The following is a 24,704-nucleotide window of genomic DNA, read 5'->3' on the forward strand; positions in this document are numbered from 1 at the left end:
TTCTCGTCCAGGCGCCGGCGCAGGATGGGCACGACCGCAAGGCTCAACCCGACGTACAGCGGCATGCTCGCGAGCACGATGAGCGTCAGCGGCACGCTGTAGAACAGCATGACGGCAATGAAGACGATGGAGAAGACGACGTCCAACAGCACCGTCAGGGCGTTGCCGGTCAGGAAGCTGCGGATGTTCTCGAGTTCGCGCACACGGGCGACCGAGTCGCCGACGCGTCGGGCCTGGAAGTAGGCCAGGGGCAGTTGCACGAGGTGGCGAAACAGCCGTGCACCGAGCTCGACGTCGATGCGGTTGGTGGTGTGGCTGAAGACGTAGCTGCGCAGGCCGTTCAGCAGCGACTCGAAGATGACCACCACCACCAGGCCGATGACGAGCACATCCAGCGTGGTGAGGCCGCGGTGCACGAGCACCTTGTCCATGACGACCTGGAAGAACAGCGGACTGACCAGCGCGAACAGTTGCAGGATGACGGAGATGAAGAGGACTTCACCGAGCAGCTTCCTGTGCTTGACGAGGCTGGGGATGAACCAGGAGAAGTCGAACTTGGCGAGTTCACCGGCGAGGCTGGCGCGGCTGGTGATGAGGATGAGTTCGCCTGTCCAGTGGGCGGCGAAGACTTCCAGGGGTTCGATGACGGGGCGGCCGTTCGAGGAAGAGGGGTCCTGCAGCAGGACGCGTTGGGCATCGCACTGGGCCAGGATGACGAAACGCTCCTGGCCGGATTCATCGCGCAAGACGGCCAATGCGGGCAAAGGCGTCAGGGACAGGCGATCGAGTGTGGTGCGAGAAGACTTGGCCTTCAGGCCCAGGTGCCTGGCTGCGCGCAGCAGCGTGGCGGCGTCGATGGCCTCGGAAGCGACGAGGCCCAACTGGTGTGACAGCAGCGACGCGTCGGCTGCTATCTGGTGGAAGCGTGCGAGGGTGCATAGCGCCAAAAGGGATGGGTTCGACGCAACGTTTGCGTTAGCGGCATCCTGCGGTCGCGCGCGCTTGTCGGCGTGCGGCTGCACGTCTACATCCACCTCTCCCATTTGGGACTCCCTCGATGTTTTGAAACATCAAGATACCTGAGTAGGACCTGACTGACAATTGCAATACCTAAGTTCGAATTAGGGGCAACGACAAAATGAAATCTAAAGTACTGCTGCTGCAAAATGAGCCGCTGCTCTCCCCACACTCACCGCCGCCAACCCAATCAGCAGGTTCAGCACCTGCCGCCTGAACTGCTCCGGCGACACACCCTTGAACGAGCGCTGCCCCCACCAGATGCCCGCCAGCATCGCAGGCGCCAGCCACAGCGCCCACTTGAGCGTGTCCGGCCCCAGCAGGTTGCCGGACGCGTGTGCTGACGAAGGCATCAGCGCAGCGCTGATGAGCGACACCACGTCGCTGAAGAGCAGCAGCGCGATCAGCGTGGCGCGCAGCGCGGCGGGCGCCATCTTCGCCGTGCTCAGCAGCACCGCGACCGCGATGCCACCGATGGCCGCCACGCCGTTGATGAAGCCCGAGGCCAGCCCGGCGGCCAGTCGCAGACCGCGCGTGGGCTCCAGCGCGACATGCGCGCCGCTGCGCAGCAACAGGGCGGCGGCCATCAGAAGAATGCCGATCAGCAGGCGCAGCGGCGTCTCGGGCAACCACGCGAGCAGCGCCACGCCAAGCGGAATGCAGATCAGGTTGCCCAGCATCAGCCAGCCCAGCCATGGCATGTCGACGTCGCGCGCGATGCCGCGCAGCTGGCTCAGGCTGGCGAGGATCTCCAGCATGAAGATCGCGGGCACCACGAGCGCAGGTGAGATCACCAGTGACATGCCCGCCACGGTGATGGCCGAGAAGCCGAAGCCCGCGAAGCCGCGCACGATGCCGGCCGCGAACACCACGCAGAGGCTGTAGGCCAGCGTTGCTGGCGCCAGCGGCGGCACCAGCAGTTCGGCAGCCGTCATGCCTCGAAGAGCGGCATCAGCTTCAGTCGCTGCACCTTTCCGGAGGGGCCTCGCGGCAGGTCCTGTACGAAGCGGTAGTGGCCGGGCGATTTGTAGCGGCCGAGCGCGGTGGTGGCGAACTCGCGCAGTTGTTCTTCTGTGCAGGCGCAGCCTTCGCGCAGCACGATGCACACGCCGATCTCCTGGCCGTAGTGGCGGTCGGGCACGCCCACCGAGGCTGCCTCGAGCACGGCGGGGTGCTTCAGCAGAGCCTCGTCGATCTCGCGCGGCGCGATGTTCTCGCCGCCCTTGATGATGAGTTCCTTGATGCGGCCGGTAACGAAGAAGAAGCCGTCCTCGTCGCGGTGGCCGAGGTCGCCGGTACGCAGCCAGCCGTCGGGCGTGAAGCTTGCGCGCGTGGCTTCTTCGTTCTTGTAGTAGCCGAGCATCACGTTCGGCCCGCGAATGACGAGTTCCCCGGTGGTGCCGTCGGGCACGGCTGCGAGCTGTGCATCCACCACGCCGGCCATGCAGCCCGAGGCGCGGCCGACCGAGCCGAGCTTGCGCGCGGCCGGGTCCATGGGGTTCGAGAAAGAGGGCGCTGCCGTCTCGGTGAGGCCCATGGTCTCGACGATGCCGATGCCGAACATCTGCTCGAAGGCGCGCAGGTGCTCCGGCGGCAGCGCGGCCGAGGCCGAGCGGCAGAAGCGGATCGACAGCGTCTGCGCGAGCGGCGGCTTCGGGCCTTCGAGCAGGTACGAGATCATGGTGGGCACCACGTTGATCCAGCTGCACTGCGTCTGCGTGGCCTGTTCCCAGAAGCGGCCGGCCGAGAACTTCGGCGGCATCGCGAGGCTGCCGCCGTGCGCCAGCGGCGCGAGCATGGTCACGGTGAAGGCGTTGATGTGATATAGCGGCAGTACCGCCAGCACGCGGTCGGACGGTCGCAGCCCGTGCTCCTCGCTGATGGCGTGCGCATTGGCGGCGAGGTTGCGCTGCGTGAGCATCACGCCCTTGGGGTTGCCGGTTGTGCCCGAGGTGTACATCAGCAGCGCAACCGCGTCGGGCGAGGGCGGCGGCACGTCCGCGGCGGCTTCTTCCTCGCCGGGCAGCGCGTCGCCCTCGGGGTCGACCACGATCAGCTCCACCGGCCGGTCGAAGGCTTCGACGATGCCGCGCACTCGCGATTCCCACTCGGGCGCGACGCAGACCAGGCGGCAGTCGGAATGCGAGAGCACGTAGTGCATCTGCTCGGGCTGAGACAGCAGGTTGACCGGGTTCACGCGAAAGCCGCCGTGCATCGCGCCCAGCAGCAGCCGCAGCGTCTGCAGGCCGTTGGGCATGACGACCGAGACCGTGTCTCCCGGCTGCATGCCGAGCCCGCGCAGCACGGCCGAGACGCGGCGGCATTCGCGCGCGAGTTCGCCGTAGGCGATGTGCTGCTCCGATTCGGTGGCGCGCGCGTAGACCGCGTGCGGCTGCTCTCGTGCCTGGCGCTCGATCAGCGCATGCACCGTGGTCGCGGCCGCCGTCATGTTCACTTCGCGCCGTGGCTGGCGAAGAAGGCGCCGAAGATGTCTTCCTCGCTCGGCACCACCTCGGGAATCGGCCGCGACACGCGCGTGATGTTCAGGTAGTGCCGGTAGTTCACGTTGTCGGAGAAGTTGTTCCTGCCCCAGGTGCCACAGCCCATCGACAGCGAGAAGGGCAGCCCGTTGTCGAAGCTGCCGCCGGTGGCGATGCAGTGCGCCTGGTCGACGATGACGCGCGAGACCGGCAACGTGAGGCCTAGCGAGAGTGCGCGCTCGGGCATCGCGCTGTGAAGGCCGACGGAGTGGCCAGCGCCTTCGTACGAATAGATGCGCGCCACGGTGGCGGCGGCCTCGTCGAAGTCGCGCGCGGCGTACACCGCGAGCACCGGGCTCAGCTTTTCGCCGGAGAACGGATGGTCGTGGCCCACGCCGTCCTCGGCCACCATGAGGATGCGCGGATCGGCCTCGGCAATCGCCTGCCAGGCGGCGCGGTTGGCGCCATCGACTTCGCCCGCGCGCTCGGCGATGACGCGCGCCGACTGTCCGATGACGGCGGCCGAGAGCTTGCCCTCGGGCCACATCAGCTTCTGCAGCGTGGCCTTCTGCGCGTCGGCGAGCATGACGGCGCCGCGGTCCTTCAGCGCCGAGAGCATCTTCGCGCGCACCGCGTCGACGACGACGAGGCTGTTCTCCGACGAGCAGCTGGTCGCGTTGTCGAAGGTCTTCGAGCGCACGATGCGGTCGGCCGCGGCCTGCACATCCGCCGTCTCGTCGACGATGCCCGCCACGTTGCCCGCGCCCACGCCGAAGGCCGGCGTGCCGCTCGCATAGGCTGCGCGCACGTTGGCCTGCGAGCCGGTGGCCACCACCAGGTCGCACAGCCGCATCAGCTCGGCGGTCGACTGCTTGTTGACCGGCGCCGGCAGCAGCTGCACCAGGTCGCGCGGCGCGCCGATGCGGTCGAACTGCTGGTGGATGAACTCGATGAGCCGCGCCGCCGTCGACCAGCCCTTGGGTGAGGGCGCGACGATGACCGCGTTGCGCCCCTTCAGCGCATTGATGATCTTGTTGGCCGGCGTCGCGCCCGGGTTGGTCGAGGGCGTGATGGCGCACACCACGCCCACGGGCCGCGCGATCTCGACGATGCCGCGCGCCGGGTCTTCGGCGATCACGCCCACCGATCTCGCGCCGTGCAGGTCGCGCAGCAGGCCGAAGGTCTTGCGGTGGTTCTTGCGCACCTTGTCCTCGACGTTGCCCACGCCGGTGTCGGCCACGGCCAGCTCGGCTAGCTCGCGGTTGCGTGCCGGCTCGATGATGGCCCAGCCCGCCGCGACCACGGCGGTGTCGACCTGCGCCTGCGACCAGGTCTCGTAGATGCGCTGCGCGGCGCGGGCGCGCGCCACCAATTCGGCGATGGGGGAAGAGGGGGTGTTCGGATGTTCCATGAGTACCTGTGGAGCTCAATCCACCTTGATGTTGGCTTCTTTCGCGAGCTTCTGCCAGCGCACCAGTTCGGCGGTGACCACCTTGCCGAGCTGCTCGGGCGTTCCGCCCACGCCTTCGCTGCCCTGTGCGAGCAGCTTGTCGCGGATCTCCGGCTCCTTGACGACGGTATTGATCACGCGGTTGAGCCTGTCGATGGCGGGCTTGGGCGTCTTCGCGGGCACGAACACGGCGTACCAGGAGTCGACGTCGAAGTCGGCGATGCCGGCCTCCTGCATTGTCGGCACGTCGGGAAAGGCCGCGCTGCGCCTGGTGGTCGATACCGCGAGCGCCTTGAGCTTGCCGGCCTTCACGAACTGCGCGGCCGCCGGAATCGACACCCACAGCAGCGGCACCTGCCCGCCCATCACGTCGGTCACGGCCGGGCCGCCGCCGCGGTACGGCACGTGCGTCATCTGGGTACCGGTGCGCAGCTTCAGGAGCTCGCCGGCCAGGTGGCCTGGCGAGCCGTTGCCCACCGATGCGAAGGAGATGCTGTCGGGCTTGGCCTTGGCCAGCGCGACCAGTTCCGCCACCGTGTTCGCCGGAAACTGCGTGTTGGCCACCAGGATCTGCGGCAGCGAGGCGACCATGCCCACGGGTGCGAAATCCTTCGCCGTGTCGAAGCTCAGCTTCGCGTAGATGGCCGGGTTGATGGTGTGTGACGAGAGCGTGAACAGCACCGTGTAGCCGTCCGGCGGCGACTTCGCCACCAGCTCGGTACCGATGGAGCCCGCCGCGCCGCCGCGGTTGTCGATGAGCACCTGCTGGCCCAGCAACGCCGAGAAGCGCTCCTGCACGATGCGCGCGATCACGTCGGTGCCGCCGCCGGGCGGGTAGGGCACGACGAGGCGGATCGGCTTGTTGGGGTAGTCGCTGCCGTTGTCCGCCTGCGCGGCAAGCGGCGAGGCGACGGCAGCGAGCGCGGCGAGAGCCAGCATCCCGGCGCGATGCCAGGGGGCGAAGAACAACTTCATTCGGGTCTCCTTCTCTTTGTGATGGACATCGGCGACGGCCCGGCCGGTGCGGCGCCCACGCGATAGCCCAGCGTGACGCTGGCATCGCGCGCGCAGGCCATCAGGTGATCGGCCAGCCCGCGCGCCTGCGTGCGCGCGAAGCGGATCGAGGGCACGCTCATGCCGACGGCCGCCACGGCCTCGCCGCGTGCATTGAGCACGGGCACGCCGAGGCCGCAAACGCCGATGCGCCATTCCTCGCGGTTTTCTGCATAACCGCGGGCGCGGGAGCGTTCCAGTTCGTTGAAAAGGGTGCCGAAGTCGGTGATGCTGTTCTTCGTGTGCGGCTCCAGCGTGCCCAGGCACTCCTGCAGCGCCGGCACGCTCAGGCCTGCCGCGGCGAGCAGCGCCTTGCCCGAAGCCACGCAGTACGCCGCCGCGCGGCCGCCGATGCGCGAGTAGGCGGCCACCGGCAGGGGGCTGTCGAACTTGTCGAGGTAGACGATCTCCGCGCCGTCGAGCACCGCGAGGTGGATGGTCTCGCCCGTGGCCTGCGCGAGCTGCGCGAGATGAGGGCGCAGCAGCGAGCCGATGTCGGATGCCTCGGAAACCATCGCCCCGAGTTCGAAGAGCCTGAGGCTGGGCCGGTAGGTGCTCGTGCCCGGGTCCTGCACGGCCCAGCCGCATTCGACCAGCGTCTGCAGCGTGCGGTGCGCGTTGCTGCGCGCCATGCCGAATGCCTGCGCCAGTTCGGTGACGCGGCAGTCGCGCTGCTGGCGCACCATCCATTCGATGGCGGCGAGGCCCTTGGCAAGCGTGGAGTCCATGAGGCTTGGCTTTCCTTGTTGTTCCAAATATTGGAACAGCGTTCTCGGATGTGAAACGCAATGTAAGAACGCCTGGTGCCCCTTGTCAATCAGGGACTTGGATGTAGTTCTAAATGCCTCAGCGGCGATGGCGTCCCGCCATGAGCCCGATCACCTCGCGGAAGATGGTGTTGCCGCTCGGGTTCGCCAGATCGAGCACATGGCTGCGGCTGTAGCAGGGGCTCAGGTCGAGGCCCACGCCGATGCCGGCGATCTCGATGTCGCCGCGCTGTTCCTGGCGCGCGACCACGTCGCGCAGGTGGTGGTCGAGGTAGTGCGCGTCGTTGGCGAGGTGCGTGGCGCTGTCCATCGGCGAGCCATCGGAGATCACCATCAGCAGCTTGCGCGCCTCGCCGCGCTGGCGCAGCCGCATGCAGGCCCAGTCGAGCGCCTCGCCGTCGATGCCTTCGCGGAACAGGTCCGCCTTGAGCAGCGCCGCCATCGCGGGGCGCGCGCGGCGCCATGGCGTGGCCGCGGCCTTGAAGACGATGTGGCAGCGCTCGTTGAGCCGCCCCGGATGCGGCGGCCTGCCCGCGCGCACCCACTCGCGCTGCGGGCGTCCACCGTTCCACGCGCCGGTGGTGAAGCCCAGCACCTCGCAGGCCACGCCAGCCTGTTCGAGTGCGCGCGCGAACACGTCGACCATCATCGCCACCGGTTCGGCGTGCTCCTTCATCGAACCCGAGCAGTCGATGAGGAAGGTGACGATGCAATCGGCCAGCGGCTCCATGCGCTCGGTGCGGAACAGGCGGCGCTCGGTGGGCGAGGCCACGAGCTGCGCGAGGCGGCGGCCATCGACGAGGCCTTCCACCTGCGCACCGTCCCAACCGTCGCGTTCGGGCTCGGCGAGCAGTGCGCGCAGCTCGCGCGCGAGGCGGGCGATGTTCACGCCCTGCGCGGCGATGCGGCGGTCGAGCTTCTCGCGATGGCCTGCGAGCACTTCCTTGCGTGCGAGCGTGGCGGCATCGTGTTCGCGGTCGTAGGCGTCGGTGAAGATGCGGTAGGCACCGCCAGCGCCTTCGAGCACCTCGCTGCGGCCCGATTCGGCGGTGGTGAAGCGCTCGACGATCTCCTGGTCCATGTCGGCCACCAGCGAGAAAACGCTGCGCTTGTCGTCCACGTGGGCATCGCGTGCGGCTTCGCTGTCTCCGTCGCCGGCCTCGTGCAGCATCGCGGCAACGATGCGCGCGATGGCGCGGGCGTGCACCGCATAGGCCGCCTGGTCGGCACGGTCCTTGCGCAGGCCGGCCAGCGCGTGGCCGATCAGCGGTGCGAGCGCGAAGCGCGTGGCTTCGAGCATGTCCTCGGTTTCCTCGACGACCTGTTCGCCGTTGACGCGCGCACGGCAGATCTGCGCGACGGTATACAGCAGCAGGCCGCGCGCGGTGTCGGTCAGCCCGGAATGATGAAAGGCGAGCGACCACTGCTCGTGCCGGTGCCGCAGGTTGTGCCGCATGCCCACCATGACCTCTGGCGCCATCGCCTCGGCGCGGAACTGCTCCAGCATCTCGAACAGCATGCGCTCCACCGGCTCCTCGGGGCGCAGGCTCTGGTGCAGCGTCGCGTCCGATGCGGTGAGCCGCAGCGCGAGCCCGTCGGCCACGCCACGGAAGGACGCGAAATCGTCGGTGTCGGGCGAGGGATGCAGGTGCGGCGCGAACCAGGGCAGCGCCATGCGGCCGCGGTGCAGGCGCCGTCCGCGAAAGTGCAGGTCGCGCTCGCCGCTGAATGCGCGCACCACACCCGCGCAGAGCTCGGCGACGAGTTCTTCCTGCCGCACGCGGCGCTGCATCGCGCTCGCGGGGCCGGCGGTCATTCGCGCGGGCCCGCCGAGAGCTGGTGCGATTCCTTCAGTTCGCGGTCGAAGCAGCGCTGGAAGTACTCGGCCACCAGCGGGCGTTCGGCGTCGTCGCACTTGTTGACGAAGGAAAGGCGGAAGGCCAGCGCCGGGTCCTTGAATATCTCGATGTTCTCGGCCCAGGTGATGACGGTGCGCGGCGACATCAGCGTCGAGAGGTCGCCGGCCGCGAAGCCCTTTCGCGTGAGGTCGGCCACGGCCACCATCGATGCGACCAGCTTCGTGCCCGCCTCGTCGGCCAGCGAAGGCACGCGCGCCTGCACGATGGCGATTTCTTCCGCGGCCGGCAGGTAGTCGAGCGAGGCCACGATGTTCCAGCGGTCGATCTGCGCGTGGTTGAGCCGCTGCGCGCCGTGGTAGAGGCCATTGAGGTTGCCCAGGCCCACGGTGTTGGCGGTGGCGAAGAGGCGGAAGTAGGGGTGCGGGCGCAGCACCCGGTTCTGGTCCATCAGCGTGAACTTGCCGTCGCGCTCCAGGATGCGCTGGATGACGAACATCACGTCGGGCCGGCCCGCGTCGTACTCGTCGAAGATCAGTGCCACCGGCCGCTGCAGAGCCCAGGGCACGATGCCTTGCTGGAACTCGGTGACCTGCTGGCCTTCGCGCAGCACCACCGCGTCTTTTCCCACCAGGTCGAGCCGGCTGATGTGGCCGTCGAGGTTGAGCCGCACGCAGGGCCAGTTCAGGCGCGCCGCCACTTGCTCGATGTGGGTCGACTTGCCGGTGCCGTGCAGGCCCTGCACCATCACGCGCCGGTCGCGCATGAAGCCCGCAAGGATGGCGAGCGTCACGTCGGGGTTGAAGCGGTAGACCGCGTCGACCTCGGGCACATGGTCATCGCGCTCGCTGAAGGCGGGCACGCGCAGCTCGGAGTCGATGCCGAACACCTCGCGCACGCTGAGCATCCGGTCGGGTCGAAGGTCGGCGGTGTCGGTCATGTCGGTTCCAGCGAAAGGGGGTTCTTCAGGCTTGCGCGCGGTCGGAGGCCGCGTCGGCGTCGATTCGGCTCAGTGCCTGCGCGGCACGCTGCAGCGCGGGCAGCAGCGTCTTCGCCTTGGCCGCGTCGAGCCGCATCACCGGCGCCTGCACCGCGATGCAGAGGTTGGAGGGGGCGTCGTCGCCCGAGGGCACCAGCGTGGCGATGCACAGCAGGCCGGGCAGGAACTCCTCGTGGTCGATGGCGTAGCCGTCCTTGCGTACGCGCTGTACTTCCTTTTCCAGCGCCTCGGGATCGGTCAGCGTGCGGGGCGTGTAGGTTTCGAGCGGCGCATGAGACAGCAGCCGGCGGCGCTGCGCCGCGCTCATCTGCGAGAGAAAGATCTTGCCGCTGGCCGAGCAGTGCACAGGCACGCGCGAACCCGAGTGCAGGTAGAAGCGCAGCGGCGCGGCGGTCTCCACGCGGTCGAGGTAGACGACCTCGCTGCCCGAGAGGGCGGTGAGGTTGCAGCTCTCGCCGATCTCTTCCACCAGTTGGCGCAGCACCGTGTGGCGCGCGCCGTGCAGGCTGTCGTTGAGTAGCAGGTTCTCGGCCAGCCGCCGCAGCCGCGTGCCGATGCCGTAGTGCCGGCCGTCGCCTTCGCGCTGCAGCAGCCCCGCGCCTTCGAGCTGCTGCAGCATGCGGTGCAAGGTCGGTTTGGGCAGGCCGGTTTCTTCCACCAGGCCCTGCAGCGAATAGCGCTGGTCTTTCGCGGCCATGACTTCGAGCAGCGCGAACAGGCGCATGGTGGGCGAGTCACCACCCGAGCCGGCCGGTTCGGCGGCGTCCACGGAAAGCCCTTTGACGATCTTCATGGCGCGGATCATAGGTGTTTTACAAAAAAAAGAGACAACGCGTTCCGATTTTTGTAAATTGTTTGACGCGATGCCGATGCCGTCCTATATTCCGCCGGAATGAATTCCGGAACAAGCCGTTCCGACTTTTAGAGCGAAACCCGCCCCTTCATCCTTCCAGGAGACGCCTCCCATGAGCCAGAAGCAAGCCGCAGCCCCCGCACGCGAAGCCGTCAAGGGCGTGCAGAAGATGACGCCCTCCGAGGCTTTCGTCGAGACCATGGTCGCCAATGGCGTGACCGACATCTTCGGCATCATGGGCTCGGCCTTCATGGACGCGATGGACATCTTCGCGCCCGCGGGCATCCGCCTCATTCCGGTGGTGCACGAGCAGGGCGGCGCCCACATGGCCGACGGCTATGCGCGCGTGTCGGGCCGCCACGGCCTCGTCATCGGCCAGAACGGCCCCGGCATCAGCAACTGCGTGACAGCCGTCGCGGCCGCCTACTGGGCGCACAGCCCGGTCGTGATGATCACGCCCGAAACCGGCACCATGGGCATGGGCCTGGGCGGCTTCCAGGAAGCCAACCAGCTGCCGATGTTCCAGGAGTTCACCAAGTACCAGGGCCACGTCAACAACCCCAAGCGCATGGCCGAGTACACCGCGCGCTGCTTTGACCGCGCCATCTCCGAGATGGGCCCGACGCAGCTGAACATTCCGCGCGATTACTTCTACGGCGAGATCCAGTGCGAGATCCCGAAGCCGATGCGCGTGGAGCGCGGCGCGGGCGGCGAGAACAGCCTGAATGCGGCGGTCGAGTTGCTGGCCTCCGCAAAATTCCCGGTGATCCTCTCGGGCGGCGGCGTGGTCATGGGCGACGCGGTGGAGGAGTGCAAGGCACTCGCCGAGCGCCTGGGTGCGCCGGTGGCCAACGGCTACCTGCGCAACGACTCCTTCCCCGCGAGCCATCCGCTGTGGGCCGGCCCGCTGGGCTACCAGGGCTCCAAGGCCGCGATGAAGCTGATCGCGCAGGCCGACGTGGTGCTCGCGCTCGGCTCGCGCATGGGTCCCTTCGGCACGCTGCCGCAGCATGGCATGGACTACTGGCCGAAGGAGGCGAAGATCATCCAGGTCGAGGCCGACCACACCAACCTGGGCCTGGTGAAGAAGATCACCGTGGGCATCCACGGCGACGCCAAGGCCACGGCCAAGGAACTGCTCAAGCGCCTGCAGGGCAAGACACTGGCCTGCGATGCCACCAAGGCCGAGCGCGCCGAGAAGATCAAGGCCGAGAAGGCCGCGTGGGAGAAAGAGCTCGACGAATGGACCCACGAGCGCGACCAGTTCAGCCTCGACGCCATCGAGGAAGCGAAAGGCGAGAAGACGCCCACCGGCGGCAGCTACCTGCACCCGCGCCAGGTGCTGCGCGAACTCGAGAAGGCCATGCCGCCGCGCGTGATGGTCTCCACCGACATCGGCAACATCAACGCCATCGCCAACAGCTACCTGCGCTTCGAGGAGCCGCGCAGCTTCTTCGCGCCGATGAGCTTCGGCAACTGCGGCTACTCGCTGCCCACCATGATCGGCGCCAAGTGCGCGGCGCCCGACCGCCCGGCCGTGGCCTATGCTGGCGACGGCGCCTGGGGCATGAGCCTGGTCGAGATCATGACGGCCGTGCGCCACGACATCCCGGTAACGGCGGTGGTCTTCCACAACCGCCAGTGGGGCGCGGAGAAGAAGAACCAGGTCGACTTCTACAACCGCCGCTTCGTGGCCGGCGAGCTCGAGAGCGAGAGCTTCGCGGGCATCGCCAAGGCCATGGGCGCCGAGGGCATCGTGGTCGACAGGCTCGAAGACGTGGGCCCGGCGCTGAAGAAAGCCATCGACATGCAGATGAACGAGCGCAAGACCTGCGTGATCGAGATCATGTGCACCCGCGAGCTGGGCGACCCGTTCCGCCGCGACGCGCTGTCCAAGCCGGTCCGATTCCTCGACAAGTACAAGGACTACGTCTGAACTCCAGCCACTCCATGACCGGTTCGCTGCTGACGCTCAACGCGGGTTCGTCGTCCATCAAGGTCGCGCTGTTCGACGCGGCCGGCGATGGCGATACCGCGCTGCCGGCGGCGCGCTGGTCGGGGCAGGCGGATGGGTTGGGCGCGGGCCTGAAGGCGCGGCTGCGCATTCGCGATGCGCAAGGGCAGACGCTGCACGACACGCCGCTCGAAGGCGCGCAGGCTTCGCACCAGGGCGCGCTTGCGGCGCTGCTCGACTGGCATGCGAAGCAATCGGCAGGAGGGCGCATCGCAGCCGTGGGCCATCGCATCGTGCATGGCGGCGCGGATTTCGTTGCGCCGGTTCGCATCGATGCCGGCGTGCTCGAAGCGCTGGACAGGCTGGAACCGCTGGCGCCGCTGCACCAGCCTCACAACCTCGCGGGCGTGCGCGCGGCGATGGCCGCCTTCGATGGCGTGCCGCAGGTGGCCTGCTTCGACACAGCCTTCCACGCGGCACAGCCCGAGGTCAACCGGCGCTTCGCGCTGCCGCGCGAGTTGCACGACGCGGGTGTGCGCCGCTACGGCTTCCACGGCCTTTCCTATGAATCCATCGTCGCGCAGTTCGCGGGCATCGCCCCCGAACTGGCGCAGCGGCGCGTGATCGTCGCGCACCTCGGCAACGGCGCCTCGATGTGCGCCATCGCGCAGGGCCGCTCGGTCGCGACGACGATGACCTTCTCTCCACTCGATGGCCTCACGATGGGCACGCGCTGCGGCCACATCGACGCGGCCGTCGTGCTCTACCTGATGCGCTCGCGCGGCATGTCGGCCGACGAGGTCGAAGCGCTGCTGTTCCGCCAGTCGGGGCTGCTCGGCATCTCGGGCGTGTCCAGCGACATGCGCGTGCTGGAGGCCTCGGCGGAGCCTGCCGCCGCCGAGGCCATCGGCCACTTCGCCGAACAGGTGGTCCAGCACATGGGCAGCCTCGCGGCGGCGCTGCGCGGGGTCGATGCTATCGTGTTCACTGGCGGAATCGGCGAGAACGGCGCCGCGCTGCGCGAGCGCATCCTCGAAGACTGCGAATGGTTGGGCGTGAATGTCGATGCCGCAGCAAATCGTGGCAAGGGCGCAGCGCGGCTCACCACGGCGGAAAGCCCGGTCAGTGCCTGGGTGCTGCGCACCGACGAAGAAGCGGTGATCGCGCGGCACACGGCGCGCGTGCTGCGCGCCGCTGCCTGACACCTTCTTTCTAGCGCGACGAGGAGGCGCGCGGCACGATGGCGCCGCAGTGGCGCAGGAAGTCGGCCGTCGCGCGGCCCAGCAGCTTGTCGCGGTGCATCACCGTCGCCAGCCGCCGCACGCCGGCCGGCAGCCGCGTGCGCAGTTCCACCAGGTGCCCGTCTTCCAGCGCCTGCGCCACCGTGTAGCGCGAGAGGCAGGCCAGCCCGGTGCCCGACGCCACGACGCGCTTGATGGCCTCGGTGCTGCCCAGCTCGAAGCCCACGTGCACCTGCTCCAGGTTCTGGATCAGCCATGCGTCCGTCACCTGCCGCGTGCCCGAGCCGTGCTCGCGCAGCACCCAGGTCGCCTGCGAGAGCTGCCTGTGCGTGGCGACGCGGCCCGCCAGCTCGTGGCCGGGCGCGGCGACGATCACCAGTTCGTCTTCGCGCCAGGGCCGCACCACGAGGTCGGGGTGCGTCTGCGGGCCTTCGATGAAGCCCACGTCCACGTCGAAGCCCGCCACCGCCTCGATCACGTCGTGCGTGTTCGCGATGTGCAGGTGCACCTGGCTCTGCGGATGCAGCGCCGTCCAGGTCGACACCCGCTCCGGCAGCAGGTACTCGCCGATGGTGAAGCTGGCCGCCACGCGCAGCGGCGCCGCATGCTCGCCGCTGAAGAGCGCCTCGACCTCCGCGGCCTGGTCGAGCAGCGCCTGCGCTTTGGGCAGCAGTGCGCGGCCGTTCTCGTTGAGCACCAGCCGGCGCCCCAGCCGGTCGAAGAGCTGCACACCCACCGAAGACTCCAGGTCGGCCAGCGCGCTGCTGGCCGCCGACTGCGAACGGGCGATGCGGTCCGCCGCGGCGCGGGTGCTGCCTTCGCGCGCTGTGGCGACGAAAACCTCGAGCTGGCGCAGGTTCAGGCGCAGGCGGGAGCTCGATGCAGCACCCTGCGGCTGATCAGTTTTTCCGGTCATGGTGAGCGATATTCTCTGCTTTTTCGTTTGATCGAGGCTGCATACCATCGAGCGGACCCCGCCTGAAAACAAAGGACCGCCAAGTGTTCAGCTTCCTGTCTCGCGAGCCCGTGCACGACCCGCTGGTGGCGCCCACGCCCACGGCCGACACCACGGTCAAGACCACCACCTGCTACATGTGCGCCTGCCGCTGCGGCATTCGCGTGCACCTGCGGGAGGGCGAGAAGGGCCCCGAGGTGCGCTACATCGACGGCAACCCGAACCACCCCCTGAACCAGGGCGTGATCTGTGCCAAGGGCTCTTCGGGGATCATGAAGCAGGTGTCTCCCGCGCGCATCACGCAGCCGCTGCTGCGCAAGGCCGGCAGCGAGCGCGGAGCGGGCGAGTTCGAGCCGATCAGCTGGGAGCGCGCCTTCGATATGCTGACCGAGCGGCTCGCGAAGATCCGCGCCACCGATCCGAAGAAGTTCGCGCTCTTCACCGGGCGCGACCAGATGCAGGCGCTCACGGGCCTCTTCGCGCGGCAGTTCGGCACACCCAACTACGCGGCGCACGGCGGCTTCTGCTCGGTCAACATGGCCGCGGGAATGATCTACACCATCGGCGGCAGCTTCTGGGAGTTCGGCGGGCCCGACCTGGAACGCGCAAAGCTCTTCGTGATGATCGGCACGGCAGAGGACCATCACAGCAACCCGATGAAGATCGCCATCAGCAAGTTCAAGCGGGCGGGCGGGCGCTTCATCTCCATCAATCCGGTGCGCACCGGCTATTCGGCCATCGCCGACGAGTGGATTCCGATCAAGCCCGGCACCGACGGCGCGCTCTTCATGGCGCTGCTGCACGAGCTGATCGGCAACGAGCTGGTGGACCATGCGTTCCTCAAGCGCTTCACCAACGCGCCGCAGCTGGTGGTGCTCGACGACTGCGAGCGCGAAGGTCTGTTCGCCTTCGATCCCGAGCGAGGCCCACCGGGCGACGGCCGCAACCCGCACAACAAGCTGGTGTGGGACAAGGCCAGCGGCAGCGTGAAGCCCGCGTACCCCGAAGGCATCGCCGACGGCTGCGACCCCGCGCTCGAAGGCCACTACACGCTGGCCGACGGCACGCGCGTCGCGCCTTCGTTCCAGCTGCTGCGCGAGCGCGTCGCAAGCTGCACGCCCGAGTGGGCGCAGGCCATCACCGGCATCGACGCGGCACGCATCCGCAAGCTGGCGCGCGAGATGGGCGAGACCGCGCTCAAGCAGGCCTTCGAGCTGCCCATTCCATGGACCGACGCATGGGGCAAGCGGCACGAGACCACACAGGCCCGGCCCGTGGCCTTCCATGCGATGCGCGGGCTGGCTGCGCATTCCAACGGCTTCCAGACGGTGCGCGCGCTTGCGGTGCTGATGAGCGTGCTCGGCACCATCGATGCGCCGGGCGGCTTCAGGCACAAGGCGCCTTACCCGCGCCACATCGTGCCGAACTACAGGGCCTTCAACGACCCCGGAATGATCCAGCCGAACACGCCGCTCAATGCCGCGCCGCTGGGCTTTCCGGCCAGTCCCGACGAGCTGGCGATCAACCCCGACGGCTCGCCGATCCGCATCGACCACGCGTTCTCGTGGGAGCACCCGCTGTCGGCGCACGGGCTGATGCACAACGTGATCACCAACGCGGTGAAGGGCGACCCGTACCGCATCGACACGCTGCTGATCTTCATGGCCAACATGGCCTGGAACTCCAGCATGAACACCATGGCGGTGCGCGAGATGCTCAACCGCAAGGACGAGAAGGGCGAGCACATGATCCCCTTCCTGGTGGTGTGCGACGCCTTCCAGAGCGAGACCGTGGCATTCGCCGACCTCGTGCTGCCCGACACCACCTACCTGGAGCGCCACGACGTGATGGGCATGCTCGACAGGCCCATCTCGGAGTTCGACGGGCCGGTGGATTCGGTGCGCATTCCGGTGGTGCCGCCCACGGGGCAGTGCAAGCCCTTCCAGGAGGTGCTGATCGAGCTGGCCTCGAGGCTGAAGTTTCCGGCCTTCACCACGCCCGAGGGTGGGCGCAAGTACAGCGGCTACCCCGACTTCATCGTCAACTTCGAGCCGCAGCCGGGCATCGGCTTTCTGATGGGATGGCGCGGCAAGGACGGCACCGAGCACCTGCGCGGCGCGCCCAACCCGAAGCAGTGGGAGGCCTACGAGAAGAACAACTGCGTTTTCCAGTACCACATGCCCGAGGGCATGCACTACATGCGCAACTGGAACCGCGAGTACCTCGACTTCGCGAAGGACAAGGGCTGGCGCCAGCGCAACGACCCGGTGCAACTGGCGCTCTACTCCGACACGCTGCAGACCTTCAGGCTCGCGGCGCAGGGCAAGAGCGCGGGGCGGCAGCCGCCCGAGGCGCTGCGCGAGCGCATCGACAAGTACTTCGATCCGCTGCCCTTCTGGTATCCGCCGCTCGAAGAGGCCGCGACCGACCTCGATGCGTTTCCGCTCAACGCGCTCACGCAGCGGCCTATGGCCATGTACCACTCGTGGGACTCGCAGAACGCATGGCTGCGGCAGATCCACAGCCACAACTACCTGCACGTGAACCCGGTGACGGCGCAGGCCGCGGGTATCGCCGACGGCGGCTGGTGCTGGGTCGAGAGCCGTTGGGGCAAGGTGCGCTGCATGCTGCGCCACAGTGAGGCGGTGGAGCCGGGCACCGTGTGGACCTGGAACGCCATCGGCAAGGCCGACGGCGCATGGCAGCTCGCGCCGGGCGCGGACGAGGCGCGCAAGGGCTTCCTGCTGAACCATCTCATCAGCGAGGAGCTGCCCTGTGCAGGCACCGCGAGCGGGACCATCAGCAACTCCGACCCGATCACCGGGCAGGCCGGCTGGTACGACGTGCGGGTGCGCATACGGCCGGCCGAGCCGGGGGAGCCCGAGGAGAGCTATCCGCAGGTCGCGAGCATGCCGGCGGTGCCCGGCGTGCTGGGCAAGGCGGCGAGCGTGCTGACCTACTTCGCGGGGAGGAACAGGAAATGATGCAATGGCTGAAGGACCTGATGGCACCGGCCCCGGTTTTGCCCCCTCTCCCGCTTGCGGGAGAGGGCTGGGGTGAGGGCGGCACCGCTGGAGTTGGACGCGGTGGGGTGATGAAAGCCGTTGCACCCTCACCCCAACCCTCTCCCGCAAGCGGGAGAGGGAGCAATACCGGCACAGCTCGTGCCGAGCCCGGCGAAACCCTCGCCAAGCAGCTCGCCCTCGTCATCGACCTCAACGTCTGCGTGGGCTGCCATGCCTGCGTGACCTCGTGCAAGCAATGGAACACCTCCGGCAGCGCCGGACCGCTGGCCGACGAGCGGCCCTACGCGGCCGACCCTACCGGCACCTTCTTCAACCGCGTGCAGACCTACGAGGCCGGCGCCTTTCCGGCGACGGAGACCATCCACTTCCCGAAGAGCTGCCTGCACTGCGAAGACCCGCCGTGCGTACCGGTGTGCCCCACGGGCGCGAGCTACAAGCGCAAGGAAGACGGCATCGTGCTCGTCGACTACGACAAGTGCATCGGCTGCAAGTACTGCGCATGGGCCTGCCCCTACGGCGCGCGCGAGCTCGACGAGGAGCGCCAGGTCATGACCAAGTGCACGCTGTGCGTTGACAGAATCCACGACGAGCAGCTGCCCAAGGAAGACCGCAAGCCCGCCTGCGTGAAGGCCTGCCCGACCGGCGCGCGGCTCTTTGGCGACGTGAAGGACCCTGAGTCCGACGTGTCGAAGGCGATCCGCGAGCGCGGCGGCTACCAGCTCATGCCCGAGTGGGAGACCAACCCGGCCAATCGCTATCTGCCGAGGCGGATCACGCCTTCGGAACAGGAGTAGGCCGCATGCATCCGGCGTTCTCGATTCTTTTCTTCACCACGCTGGCCGGCGCCGCGCAGGGGCTGGTGTTCGCGCTCGCGCTGGCCGTGCTCTTCGGGCTCGAACTCGCGCCGGGCTTCCTGGCCCTGGCGCTGGGCGTGGCCGAGGTGCTGCTGGTGGCCGGACTGGCCGCCTCGTTCATGCACCTGGGCCGCAAGACGCGCGCGTGGCGCGCGGTGCTGATGTGGCGCACCTCGTGGATGTCGCGCGAGGTGATCGTGCTGCCGGCCTTCATCGCGCTGGTGGCGCTGTGGTGGCTGTCGCTGCGGCTGGGTGTCGGCGCGCCGTGGTCATGGCTGTTGCCGGTGCTCGCGCTGTGCGGCGCGGTGCTGCTCTGGTACTGCACCGCGATGATCTACGCCTGCCTGCGCTTCATCGAGGAATGGGCGCATCCGCTGACCATTCTCAACTTCACGCTGATCGGGCTGTCGTCCGGTCTGGTGCTGGCCTGCGCGATGGCGGCGCTGGCCGGCGAGGCGCGCTTCGTGCAGGTGTTCGGGCCCTATGCGCTCGTCGCCACGCTGGCGGCATGGGCGGCGCGCGGCACGGCGCTGCGGCGCAACGCGGGCATTCGCCACAAGTCGACGCTGCAGTCGGCCACCGGCATCCGCACGCAGAAGCTGGTGCAGAAGTCGATGGGCATGTCGGCCGGCTCGTTCAACACGCGCGAGTTTTTCCATGGTGCCTCGCTCGCGGCGCTGGGCAACATGAAGATGGGCTTCCAGCTGCTGGCCTTCGTGCTGCCCGCGCTGCTGCTGGCATGGGGCATCGTGGGCACGGGCGCGCTGCCGTGGCTGCTCGCGGCGCTGGTGCAGGCGCCGGGGCTGCTGGCGGAGCGCTGGCTCTTCTTCGCGCAGGCCCGGCATCCGCAGAACCTGTACTACCAGGTGGTTTCCTAGGCTTCGAAGTTCAGCGCAAGGCCGGGCGTGGGCCAGTCGTCGATGGCGATGAGTCGTCCGCTACCCGAGAGCGTGATGTAGGCCGTGCGCCGGTCTCGTCCTCCGAAGCAGATGTTGGTGGTGTAGCGGTCGGGCAGCGGCACGTGCTCGACCGCGCCGCCGTCCGGCGCCACGATGCTGATGCCGCCGTGCAGCAGCGTCGCCACGCAGAGATTGCCGAGCGCATCCACCGCCATCGAATCGAAGCGCTGGTAGTGCCCGCCCGGCGAGGCGCAGAGCATGCGGCCGCCGTGCGGCGAGGGCCAGCCGTCCTTGCGCACCCGGCCGGGTGCCGTGATGTCGAAGGCCCAGACGCGTGCGCCCTCGGTTTCGGCGTAGTAGAGCGTGCCGCCGTCGGGCGAGAGGGCGATGCCGTTGGGCGTCATCACCGGCCGCGCGATCACGCTGGCGGTGCTGCCGTCGGCGTGGCCGTAGAAGAGGCCGCCGCGGTCCATGTCGCGCTCGCGCACCTTGCCCAGGTCGGTGAAGTAGAAGCCGCCATGAGCATCGAACACGATGTCGTTGGGCCCGCACAGGGCGCCGCCATCCACCGTGTCGTAGAGGCGCTCGGCGCGGCCGGTGGCGAGGTTCACGCGCTCGATGCGCCCGCCCGAGTAGTCCTCGGCCTGCCCGACGGGCCTCAGGCAGCCGTCCGCCTCGGTGTGCCACCTGAAGCCGCCGTTGTTGCAGACGTAGACCGCGCCATCGGGCCCGATGGCCGCGCCGTTGGGGCCGCCGCCCAGGTCGGCCACCACCTGTACCAGTCCGTCGGCGCGCACGCGCGTGAGCGTGCCGCGCGCGATCTCCACCAGCAGCACGGAGCCGTCGTCCATGGCGATCGGGCCTTCGGGAAACTGCAGGCCGGTGGCGAGTTCGCGGATGCGCATCGGGGGCTCCTCGGTGATCGGGCGGGCCTCCAGTTTGCGCCAGATCGGTCCGGATCAGCGCAGCAGGGCCTGCACCCAGGCGATGCGCCGCAGCCGCATCACGAAGCTGCAGCGGCTGAGCCTGCAGCGCAGCTGCGCGAAGAGCGGCTTGGCGGTGGGCTCATCGCCGTTCAGGCCGTTCAGGCCGGCCATCAGCCGGTCGAGCACCGCCGAGGCGCGCGCGCCGCCTTCGCGCTGGCCGGCGAGCGAAAGCGCGAAGCTCGCGCTGCCGCCGTCGGTGTCGACCACCGCGTCGGACTGCGTCTCGGCCAGCGAGGCTTCAGCGCCGCCGCGTGCGTGCCGCAGCACCGGGCGGCCTTGCACGAGCGCGCCTGTCCATCCGAGTGCGTAGCCGCCGGGTGCGAGTCCGCGCAGGCGCTCCACGTAGCTGGAGGGCAGGGGCGTTTGGTCGCCCTGCAATGCGCGCAGGTGCCAGCGCAGCCAGCCGGCGTAGGTCGACGCCGTGGTGGCGAAGCGGCCGGCCGGCATGATCGCGTCGAGCCAGGCCTGCGGGCTGGCGGGGCCGCGTGCATCGGCTTCGCGCCAGGTGCCGGCGATGGCGAGCGGGCGGGCCAGTTCCTGCTCGAACATCGCGCGGTAGCTCAGGCCGGTGGCGCGTTCCATCATCGTGGTCGCGAGTGCGTAGCCTGCGTTCGAATAGCGGAAGCCGGTGCTGTCGGCCGCGGGCGGCTGGCGCACCAGCCAGCGCGCGAAGAAGAGGCGGCGCCCGGCGTCGGTGGTGGGCAGCGCGCCGGCAGGCACGGCCTCGGGGAGAACGGACAGGAAGCGGCCGAACTCTTCTTCGGTGGTGAAGGCGGGCAGGCCGGCGCGGTGCGCGAGAAGGTCTTCGAGCGTCACGTTGCGGTAGGCCGGCAGCATCAGGCGGCGCAGCTCGGGCAGGGCCTCGACGATGCGCGTGTTCCAGCGCAGGGCGCCGCGATCGACCAGGCGCGCGGCGATCACGGCCGTCATCGCCTTCGCGTCGGCGCCCACCGGAAAGAGCACCCTGGCGCCAGCCAGGCCCGCGCCTTCGAAGTCGCCATCCAACGCCGTGACGCGGCCCGTGACGGCGTCGGCGCGCTGTTGCAGGCCGGGGGCGGCCGGCTGCGGGCCGGCATCTTGGTTGCCGCAGGCCGACAGGAGCGCGGCGGCGACGAGCAGGGTTGCGAAGGCGGTGTTCACTCTGTACGACTCCGTTTTGCTCGGGCTGCCGCCGGTGTGCGCGGACGGCGGCCCGGAAGACCGGGGAGACCAGGAAGAAGGAAAGCGAGGAAGGCGAGGAAGGCGAGGGAAGACCGCATCATTGTTCGCCTCCGAACCTTTGGCAATGCTTAAGGTTCCCGCCGGACAATCCGGGCGGTGCACCTCCTGCTCATCGAAGACGACCTGGACCTGGGCCGGGCCCTCTCGCAGGCGCTGAAGGCCGAGGGCTTCAGCATCGAGTGGCTGCGCCGCATCGCCGACGCCCCGCGCTCCTTCGACGGCGATGCCTGCGGCTGCGTGCTGCTCGACGTGAGCCTGCCAGACGGCTCGGGCCTGCAGCTGCTGTCGCGCTGGCGCCGCTCGGGCGTGACGGTGCCCATCTTGGTCATCACCGCGCGTTCGGCCCTCGAAGACCGGCTTGCGGGCCTGGACGGCGGCGCCGACGACTACGTGGTCAAGCCCTTCGCCACGCCGGAGTTGGTGGCTCCGACAGCCTGGTCTTCGAACTGCCCGTGCCGCTGTTCGAGTCGGTGCTGCGCAACCTGCTCGACAACGCGGTGAAGTACGTGGAGGCCGGCGGGCAGGTGGTGGTGACGCTGCGGCGCGAGGCGCAGGGGCTGGTTCTTTCCGTGGTCGACAGCGGGCCCGGCATTCCGGTCGAGGAGCACGAGCTGGTGTTCGAACGCTTCCATCGCGGCTCGGCCACGCTCGCCCAGGGCACGGGGCTGGGGCTGTCGATAGCGCGTCAAGCCTGCCAGCGCATGGGCGGCACCATTGGGCTCGCGCAGGCGCCGGGCGGACGGGGATGCGCGTTCACCGTCTTCATTCCCGGCGGGCAGCCGGCTGCTGTTGCTGCCGCTACTGCTACTTCTTCGCGCCCTGCATGCGCGCGATGATCTTCGACGTCTCGTTGCCTTCCCGGCGGCCATCCGGATAGATGCGGATGTAGTCGAAGGCCTTGGCCTGCGAGACCTTCACCATCTGGCCGGCGTGGAGGCCCTGGACGTCGACAGGCTCGTTCTTCAGCAAGCCCTCGATGGCATCGCCGTTCCAGCGCGCGACTTCCACCCACATCCATTCGTTGCCGCCTGCGGCCGTGGTGAACGGGGCCTTCACGAGGATGTATTCGCCGGGCTGCAGGCCCTTGATGAATGCGTCGCGCAGCTTGGGCAACTGAGCGGTGGCGGCCTTGCTGGCGGCGAGCAGTTCGTCGTTGTGCTTCAGGCGGGTGACCGGGTCTTCGTCGGCGCCGAACACCGAGCTCAGCAGGGCATTCTGCTGCGCGTAGCGGTCGGGTCCCTTGTAGCGGTCGAAGCGGATCTCGTAGAGCCTGTTCTGCGGATCGCCGCTTTCCCAGGTGCCGTTGACGAGCGAGAGCCTTGCCACCGAGGCGGCGTTGGGCTTCAGCCCCGAGAGCAGTGGGTCGCGCGCGCCCGCATGCTTGAGCGCGCGCAGGTCCATGTCGAACTGGCCGGGCTTCGCCAGCGTGATGCCCTCGGCCATCGCCTGGGAGAAGGCATTGAGCAGGCTGCCCATGGGCCGGTTGCTCGACCACGAGAAATCGCTCACCACCACGTCGGGCAGTCCGAACTTGCCCATGCCGAGCGTGATGGCCCGCACCATCTCGCCGCTGCGGTAAGCGTGGATGGTCATGTGCTGCGACACGTCGGGCAGGCCGTTGGCCCAGCTGTCGATGCGCCGCTTCTGCCATTCGTCGGGCGAGAAGACTTCGCGCGTCTCCTCGTCCCACAGCAGGCCGCCGGTGTCGCGCGCGACCTGTAGCGTGACCTGCAGCGCCTTCTGCATGGCGGTGGACGACTGCTGCGAGGGGTGCGCGAAATCGAGGATCAGCGCCTTGTCCGCCTTCTGCAGCGCTTCCGCCTGCTCGCGCGAGATGCCGCGGCCGAAGCGCTGCAGCGATTCCATGTCGGGCGCGCGGTATTCCTTCAGCACGGTGGTGGTGTTCCAGTTCGCGAAGACCACGGGCGCGCTGACGGAGGAGGGCGTCGGCATCGACGCCAGGAGCTTCGGGCTGCCGCCGGTCTTGCCGAGCGCGCCGCGCAGCGCGGCCATCGGGTCGGTGGCCGGCGTCTTGGCGTAGTAGATGGCGAACTGGAAGCGGACGGGGCCGGCCTGCTGCGGAGAGCCTGCGGGCACCGGCACGCCGGGGACGGGCTTGGCGGCGGCCTGCGTTGCGGCCGGCGGCGTGGCCGGCGTTGCTGCGAGGGCCGAGGTGCCCATCGAAAGGATGAGCGCGGCGAGCGCGAGGCGAAACGGCAGGTTCATGTTCGTGTTGTCGTTGTGGCTGCGATGCCGCCATTCTTTTCTACGTCCAGTTCCGTCACCTGGACGCGCGATCCGCATGAAACTGCTTCAATATTTCCAGCCGAGCCCGCAAGTGAGGGAACTTGGGTTGTTGCGTGTCGTGCACATGCCCATCCAATGCATAGCCAGTCGATATCGCCTGGCGTTCGATGATCTGTGCAAAGGGCGTGGAGCCGGCATGCTGATGAATATCAAGCAAGGCGAGGGCCGTGGCTGTCCGGCCTTTTCCACCGCGACAATGAAAGTGAAGATGGCTGCCGGCAGGCAGGGAGTCGAACAGCTCGACCAGGGCGTTCAACGCCGCAGCATCGGGTGCGCAATGATCATCCACGGGCAGACGCACATACCGCACGTCGTCGTCCTCAACGAGACGCTTCTCGCTGCAGACTTGCTCTACCTGCCACGTCTCGCCACCTGGTGCGCCGAGCTGCACCTGCGTCTTGGTTGTCACCGTGACTTCCGGTGAGTTCGAGACGATGGTCAAGCGCAAACGTTCCAGCTCCTCGGCATCGGCCGGGGAAAGACCTGCACAGCCCCAGTTGCTGCCCGCCGCGTACCAACTGATAGCGGCGCCGTTGATGAATCCGTGTGATTCCTTGCGGAGATCCACCACCACGAAGGTCGCTGGTTGCCTCTGGATGACGGTGGCGTGCAGTTGTTGCCAGCCGGCCATCGAAAACTGCGCGCTGCCGGAGGTGGTGAAGGCTCCTGTCGGTTGCCAGGACGATCGCAGGCGCGGTACTTCCGGCACGTCGGAATCCAGTACCAGGGGGGCAAAAGAGGCGTCAGGCGAAGGCGCGGGCGTGCGGTATGACAATGGAAAGCCC

20 protein-coding genes and 1 pseudogene are annotated in these 24,704 nt (G+C 68.5%); 7 read left to right on the forward strand and 14 right to left on the reverse strand.

Translation table 11 applies throughout. From position 1 onward, the window contains the following. The 9 genes from EJP67_RS29050 to EJP67_RS29090 all read right to left on the reverse strand — a co-directional run. Window positions 1–1,043: ABC transporter transmembrane domain-containing protein (locus tag EJP67_RS29050; RefSeq protein ID WP_240650819.1), on the reverse strand; the 1,043-nt coding region annotated here is incomplete at its 3' end. 102 nt (window positions 1,044–1,145) lie between these two features. Beyond that, window positions 1,146–1,952 carry a sulfite exporter TauE/SafE family protein gene (locus tag EJP67_RS29055; protein WP_126025200.1) on the reverse strand — a complete coding sequence of 269 codons (807 nt, stop codon included), beginning with the start codon at window positions 1,950–1,952 and terminating at the stop codon, window positions 1,146–1,148. Next, on the reverse strand, window positions 1,949–3,466 hold the full coding sequence (locus EJP67_RS29060; protein ID WP_126025201.1) for an AMP-binding protein: 1,518 nt from the start codon (window positions 3,464–3,466) through the stop codon (window positions 1,949–1,951). Before EJP67_RS29060 ends, EJP67_RS29055 begins: the two co-directional genes overlap by 4 nt. Before the next feature lie 2 nt (window positions 3,467–3,468). Beyond that, window positions 3,469–4,908, reverse strand: a complete 1,440-nt coding sequence (gene sauS, locus EJP67_RS29065; protein ID WP_126025202.1) for an acylating sulfoacetaldehyde dehydrogenase — start codon at window positions 4,906–4,908, stop codon at window positions 3,469–3,471. Between the two features lie 15 nt (window positions 4,909–4,923). Next, window positions 4,924–5,922, reverse strand: coding sequence for a tripartite tricarboxylate transporter substrate binding protein (locus EJP67_RS29070; protein WP_126025203.1), 999 nt, complete (start codon window positions 5,920–5,922; stop codon window positions 4,924–4,926). Next, window positions 5,919–6,728, reverse strand: a complete 810-nt coding sequence (locus EJP67_RS29075) for an IclR family transcriptional regulator (protein WP_126025204.1) — start codon at window positions 6,726–6,728, stop codon at window positions 5,919–5,921. The genes EJP67_RS29070 and EJP67_RS29075 overlap by 4 nt, the downstream gene beginning before the upstream one ends. Before the next feature lie 118 nt (window positions 6,729–6,846). Beyond that, a complete protein-coding gene (locus EJP67_RS29080; RefSeq protein ID WP_126025205.1) occupies window positions 6,847–8,583 on the reverse strand; it encodes a cobaltochelatase CobT-related protein in 1,737 nt (578 codons plus the stop codon). After that, window positions 8,580–9,563: an AAA family ATPase gene (locus EJP67_RS29085; protein WP_126025206.1), complete on the reverse strand. Its 984-nt coding sequence runs from the start codon at window positions 9,561–9,563 to the stop codon at window positions 8,580–8,582. The genes EJP67_RS29080 and EJP67_RS29085 overlap by 4 nt, the downstream gene beginning before the upstream one ends. 25 nt (window positions 9,564–9,588) lie before the next feature. Continuing rightward, the gene (locus EJP67_RS29090; protein WP_126025207.1) at window positions 9,589–10,428 is read right to left on the reverse strand and encodes an IclR family transcriptional regulator; all 840 of its coding nucleotides are present in this window, start codon (window positions 10,426–10,428) and stop codon (window positions 9,589–9,591) included. 160 nt (window positions 10,429–10,588) lie between these two features. On the opposite strand from EJP67_RS29090, the gene xsc reads away from it, so the two are divergent. Further along, window positions 10,589–12,412 (forward strand): sulfoacetaldehyde acetyltransferase, encoded by a 1,824-nt coding sequence (gene xsc, locus EJP67_RS29095; RefSeq protein WP_126025208.1) that lies wholly within the window; start codon window positions 10,589–10,591, stop codon window positions 12,410–12,412. A gap of 14 nt (window positions 12,413–12,426) precedes the next feature. After that, window positions 12,427–13,632 carry an acetate/propionate family kinase gene (locus tag EJP67_RS29100; protein ID WP_126025209.1) on the forward strand — a complete coding sequence of 402 codons (1,206 nt, stop codon included), beginning with the start codon at window positions 12,427–12,429 and terminating at the stop codon, window positions 13,630–13,632. A gap of 10 nt (window positions 13,633–13,642) precedes the next feature. Here the strand turns inward: EJP67_RS29100 and EJP67_RS29105 are convergent, their stop codons facing one another. After that, on the reverse strand, window positions 13,643–14,587 hold the full coding sequence (locus EJP67_RS29105; protein WP_126025210.1) for a LysR family transcriptional regulator: 945 nt from the start codon (window positions 14,585–14,587) through the stop codon (window positions 13,643–13,645). Window positions 14,588–14,670: 83 nt separating this feature from the next. On the opposite strand from EJP67_RS29105, the gene EJP67_RS29110 reads away from it, so the two are divergent. From EJP67_RS29110 to EJP67_RS29120, 3 genes are all read left to right on the forward strand, one after another. Beyond that, on the forward strand, window positions 14,671–17,610 hold the full coding sequence (locus tag EJP67_RS29110; RefSeq protein WP_126025211.1) for a molybdopterin oxidoreductase family protein: 2,940 nt from the start codon (window positions 14,671–14,673) through the stop codon (window positions 17,608–17,610). Between the two features lie 110 nt (window positions 17,611–17,720). After that, window positions 17,721–18,446, forward strand: a complete 726-nt coding sequence (locus tag EJP67_RS29115; RefSeq protein ID WP_126025212.1) for a 4Fe-4S dicluster domain-containing protein — start codon at window positions 17,721–17,723, stop codon at window positions 18,444–18,446. Window positions 18,447–18,451: 5 nt separating this feature from the next. Continuing rightward, the gene (locus EJP67_RS29120; protein ID WP_126025213.1) at window positions 18,452–19,384 is read left to right on the forward strand and encodes a dimethyl sulfoxide reductase anchor subunit family protein; all 933 of its coding nucleotides are present in this window, start codon (window positions 18,452–18,454) and stop codon (window positions 19,382–19,384) included. Here the strand turns inward: EJP67_RS29120 and EJP67_RS29125 are convergent. Continuing rightward, window positions 19,381–20,310, reverse strand: a complete 930-nt coding sequence (locus tag EJP67_RS29125; protein WP_126025214.1) for an SMP-30/gluconolactonase/LRE family protein — start codon at window positions 20,308–20,310, stop codon at window positions 19,381–19,383. The genes EJP67_RS29120 and EJP67_RS29125 overlap by 4 nt on opposite strands. A gap of 54 nt (window positions 20,311–20,364) precedes the next feature. Beyond that, complete coding sequence (locus tag EJP67_RS29130) at window positions 20,365–21,531, reverse strand: serine hydrolase domain-containing protein (RefSeq protein ID WP_126025215.1); 1,167 nt, start codon at window positions 21,529–21,531, stop codon at window positions 20,365–20,367. 177 nt (window positions 21,532–21,708) lie between these two features. Between EJP67_RS29130 and EJP67_RS33730 the strand changes: the two are divergent. Together EJP67_RS33730 and EJP67_RS33735 are read left to right on the forward strand one after the other, a co-directional pair. Next, window positions 21,709–22,038, forward strand: a pseudogene (locus EJP67_RS33730) (response regulator); the annotation flags it as partial. 26 nt (window positions 22,039–22,064) lie between these two features. Continuing rightward, window positions 22,065–22,448 (forward strand): sensor histidine kinase, encoded by a 384-nt coding sequence (locus EJP67_RS33735; RefSeq protein ID WP_165909732.1) that lies wholly within the window; start codon window positions 22,065–22,067, stop codon window positions 22,446–22,448. Here EJP67_RS33735 and EJP67_RS29140 read toward each other — a convergent pair. Both EJP67_RS29140 and EJP67_RS29145 read right to left on the reverse strand, forming a co-directional pair. Beyond that, window positions 22,417–23,838, reverse strand: coding sequence for a DUF2314 domain-containing protein (locus EJP67_RS29140; RefSeq protein WP_165909733.1), 1,422 nt, complete (start codon window positions 23,836–23,838; stop codon window positions 22,417–22,419). The two genes, EJP67_RS33735 and EJP67_RS29140, sit on opposite strands and share 32 nt — an antisense overlap. 55 nt (window positions 23,839–23,893) lie before the next feature. Continuing rightward, complete coding sequence (locus EJP67_RS29145) at window positions 23,894–24,694, reverse strand: phosphatase domain-containing protein (protein ID WP_126025218.1); 801 nt, start codon at window positions 24,692–24,694, stop codon at window positions 23,894–23,896. Window positions 24,695–24,704 lie beyond the last annotated feature (10 nt).

Source organism: Variovorax guangxiensis, assembly GCF_003952165.1.
Lineage (GTDB): Bacteria > Pseudomonadota > Gammaproteobacteria > Burkholderiales > Burkholderiaceae_C > Variovorax > Variovorax guangxiensis.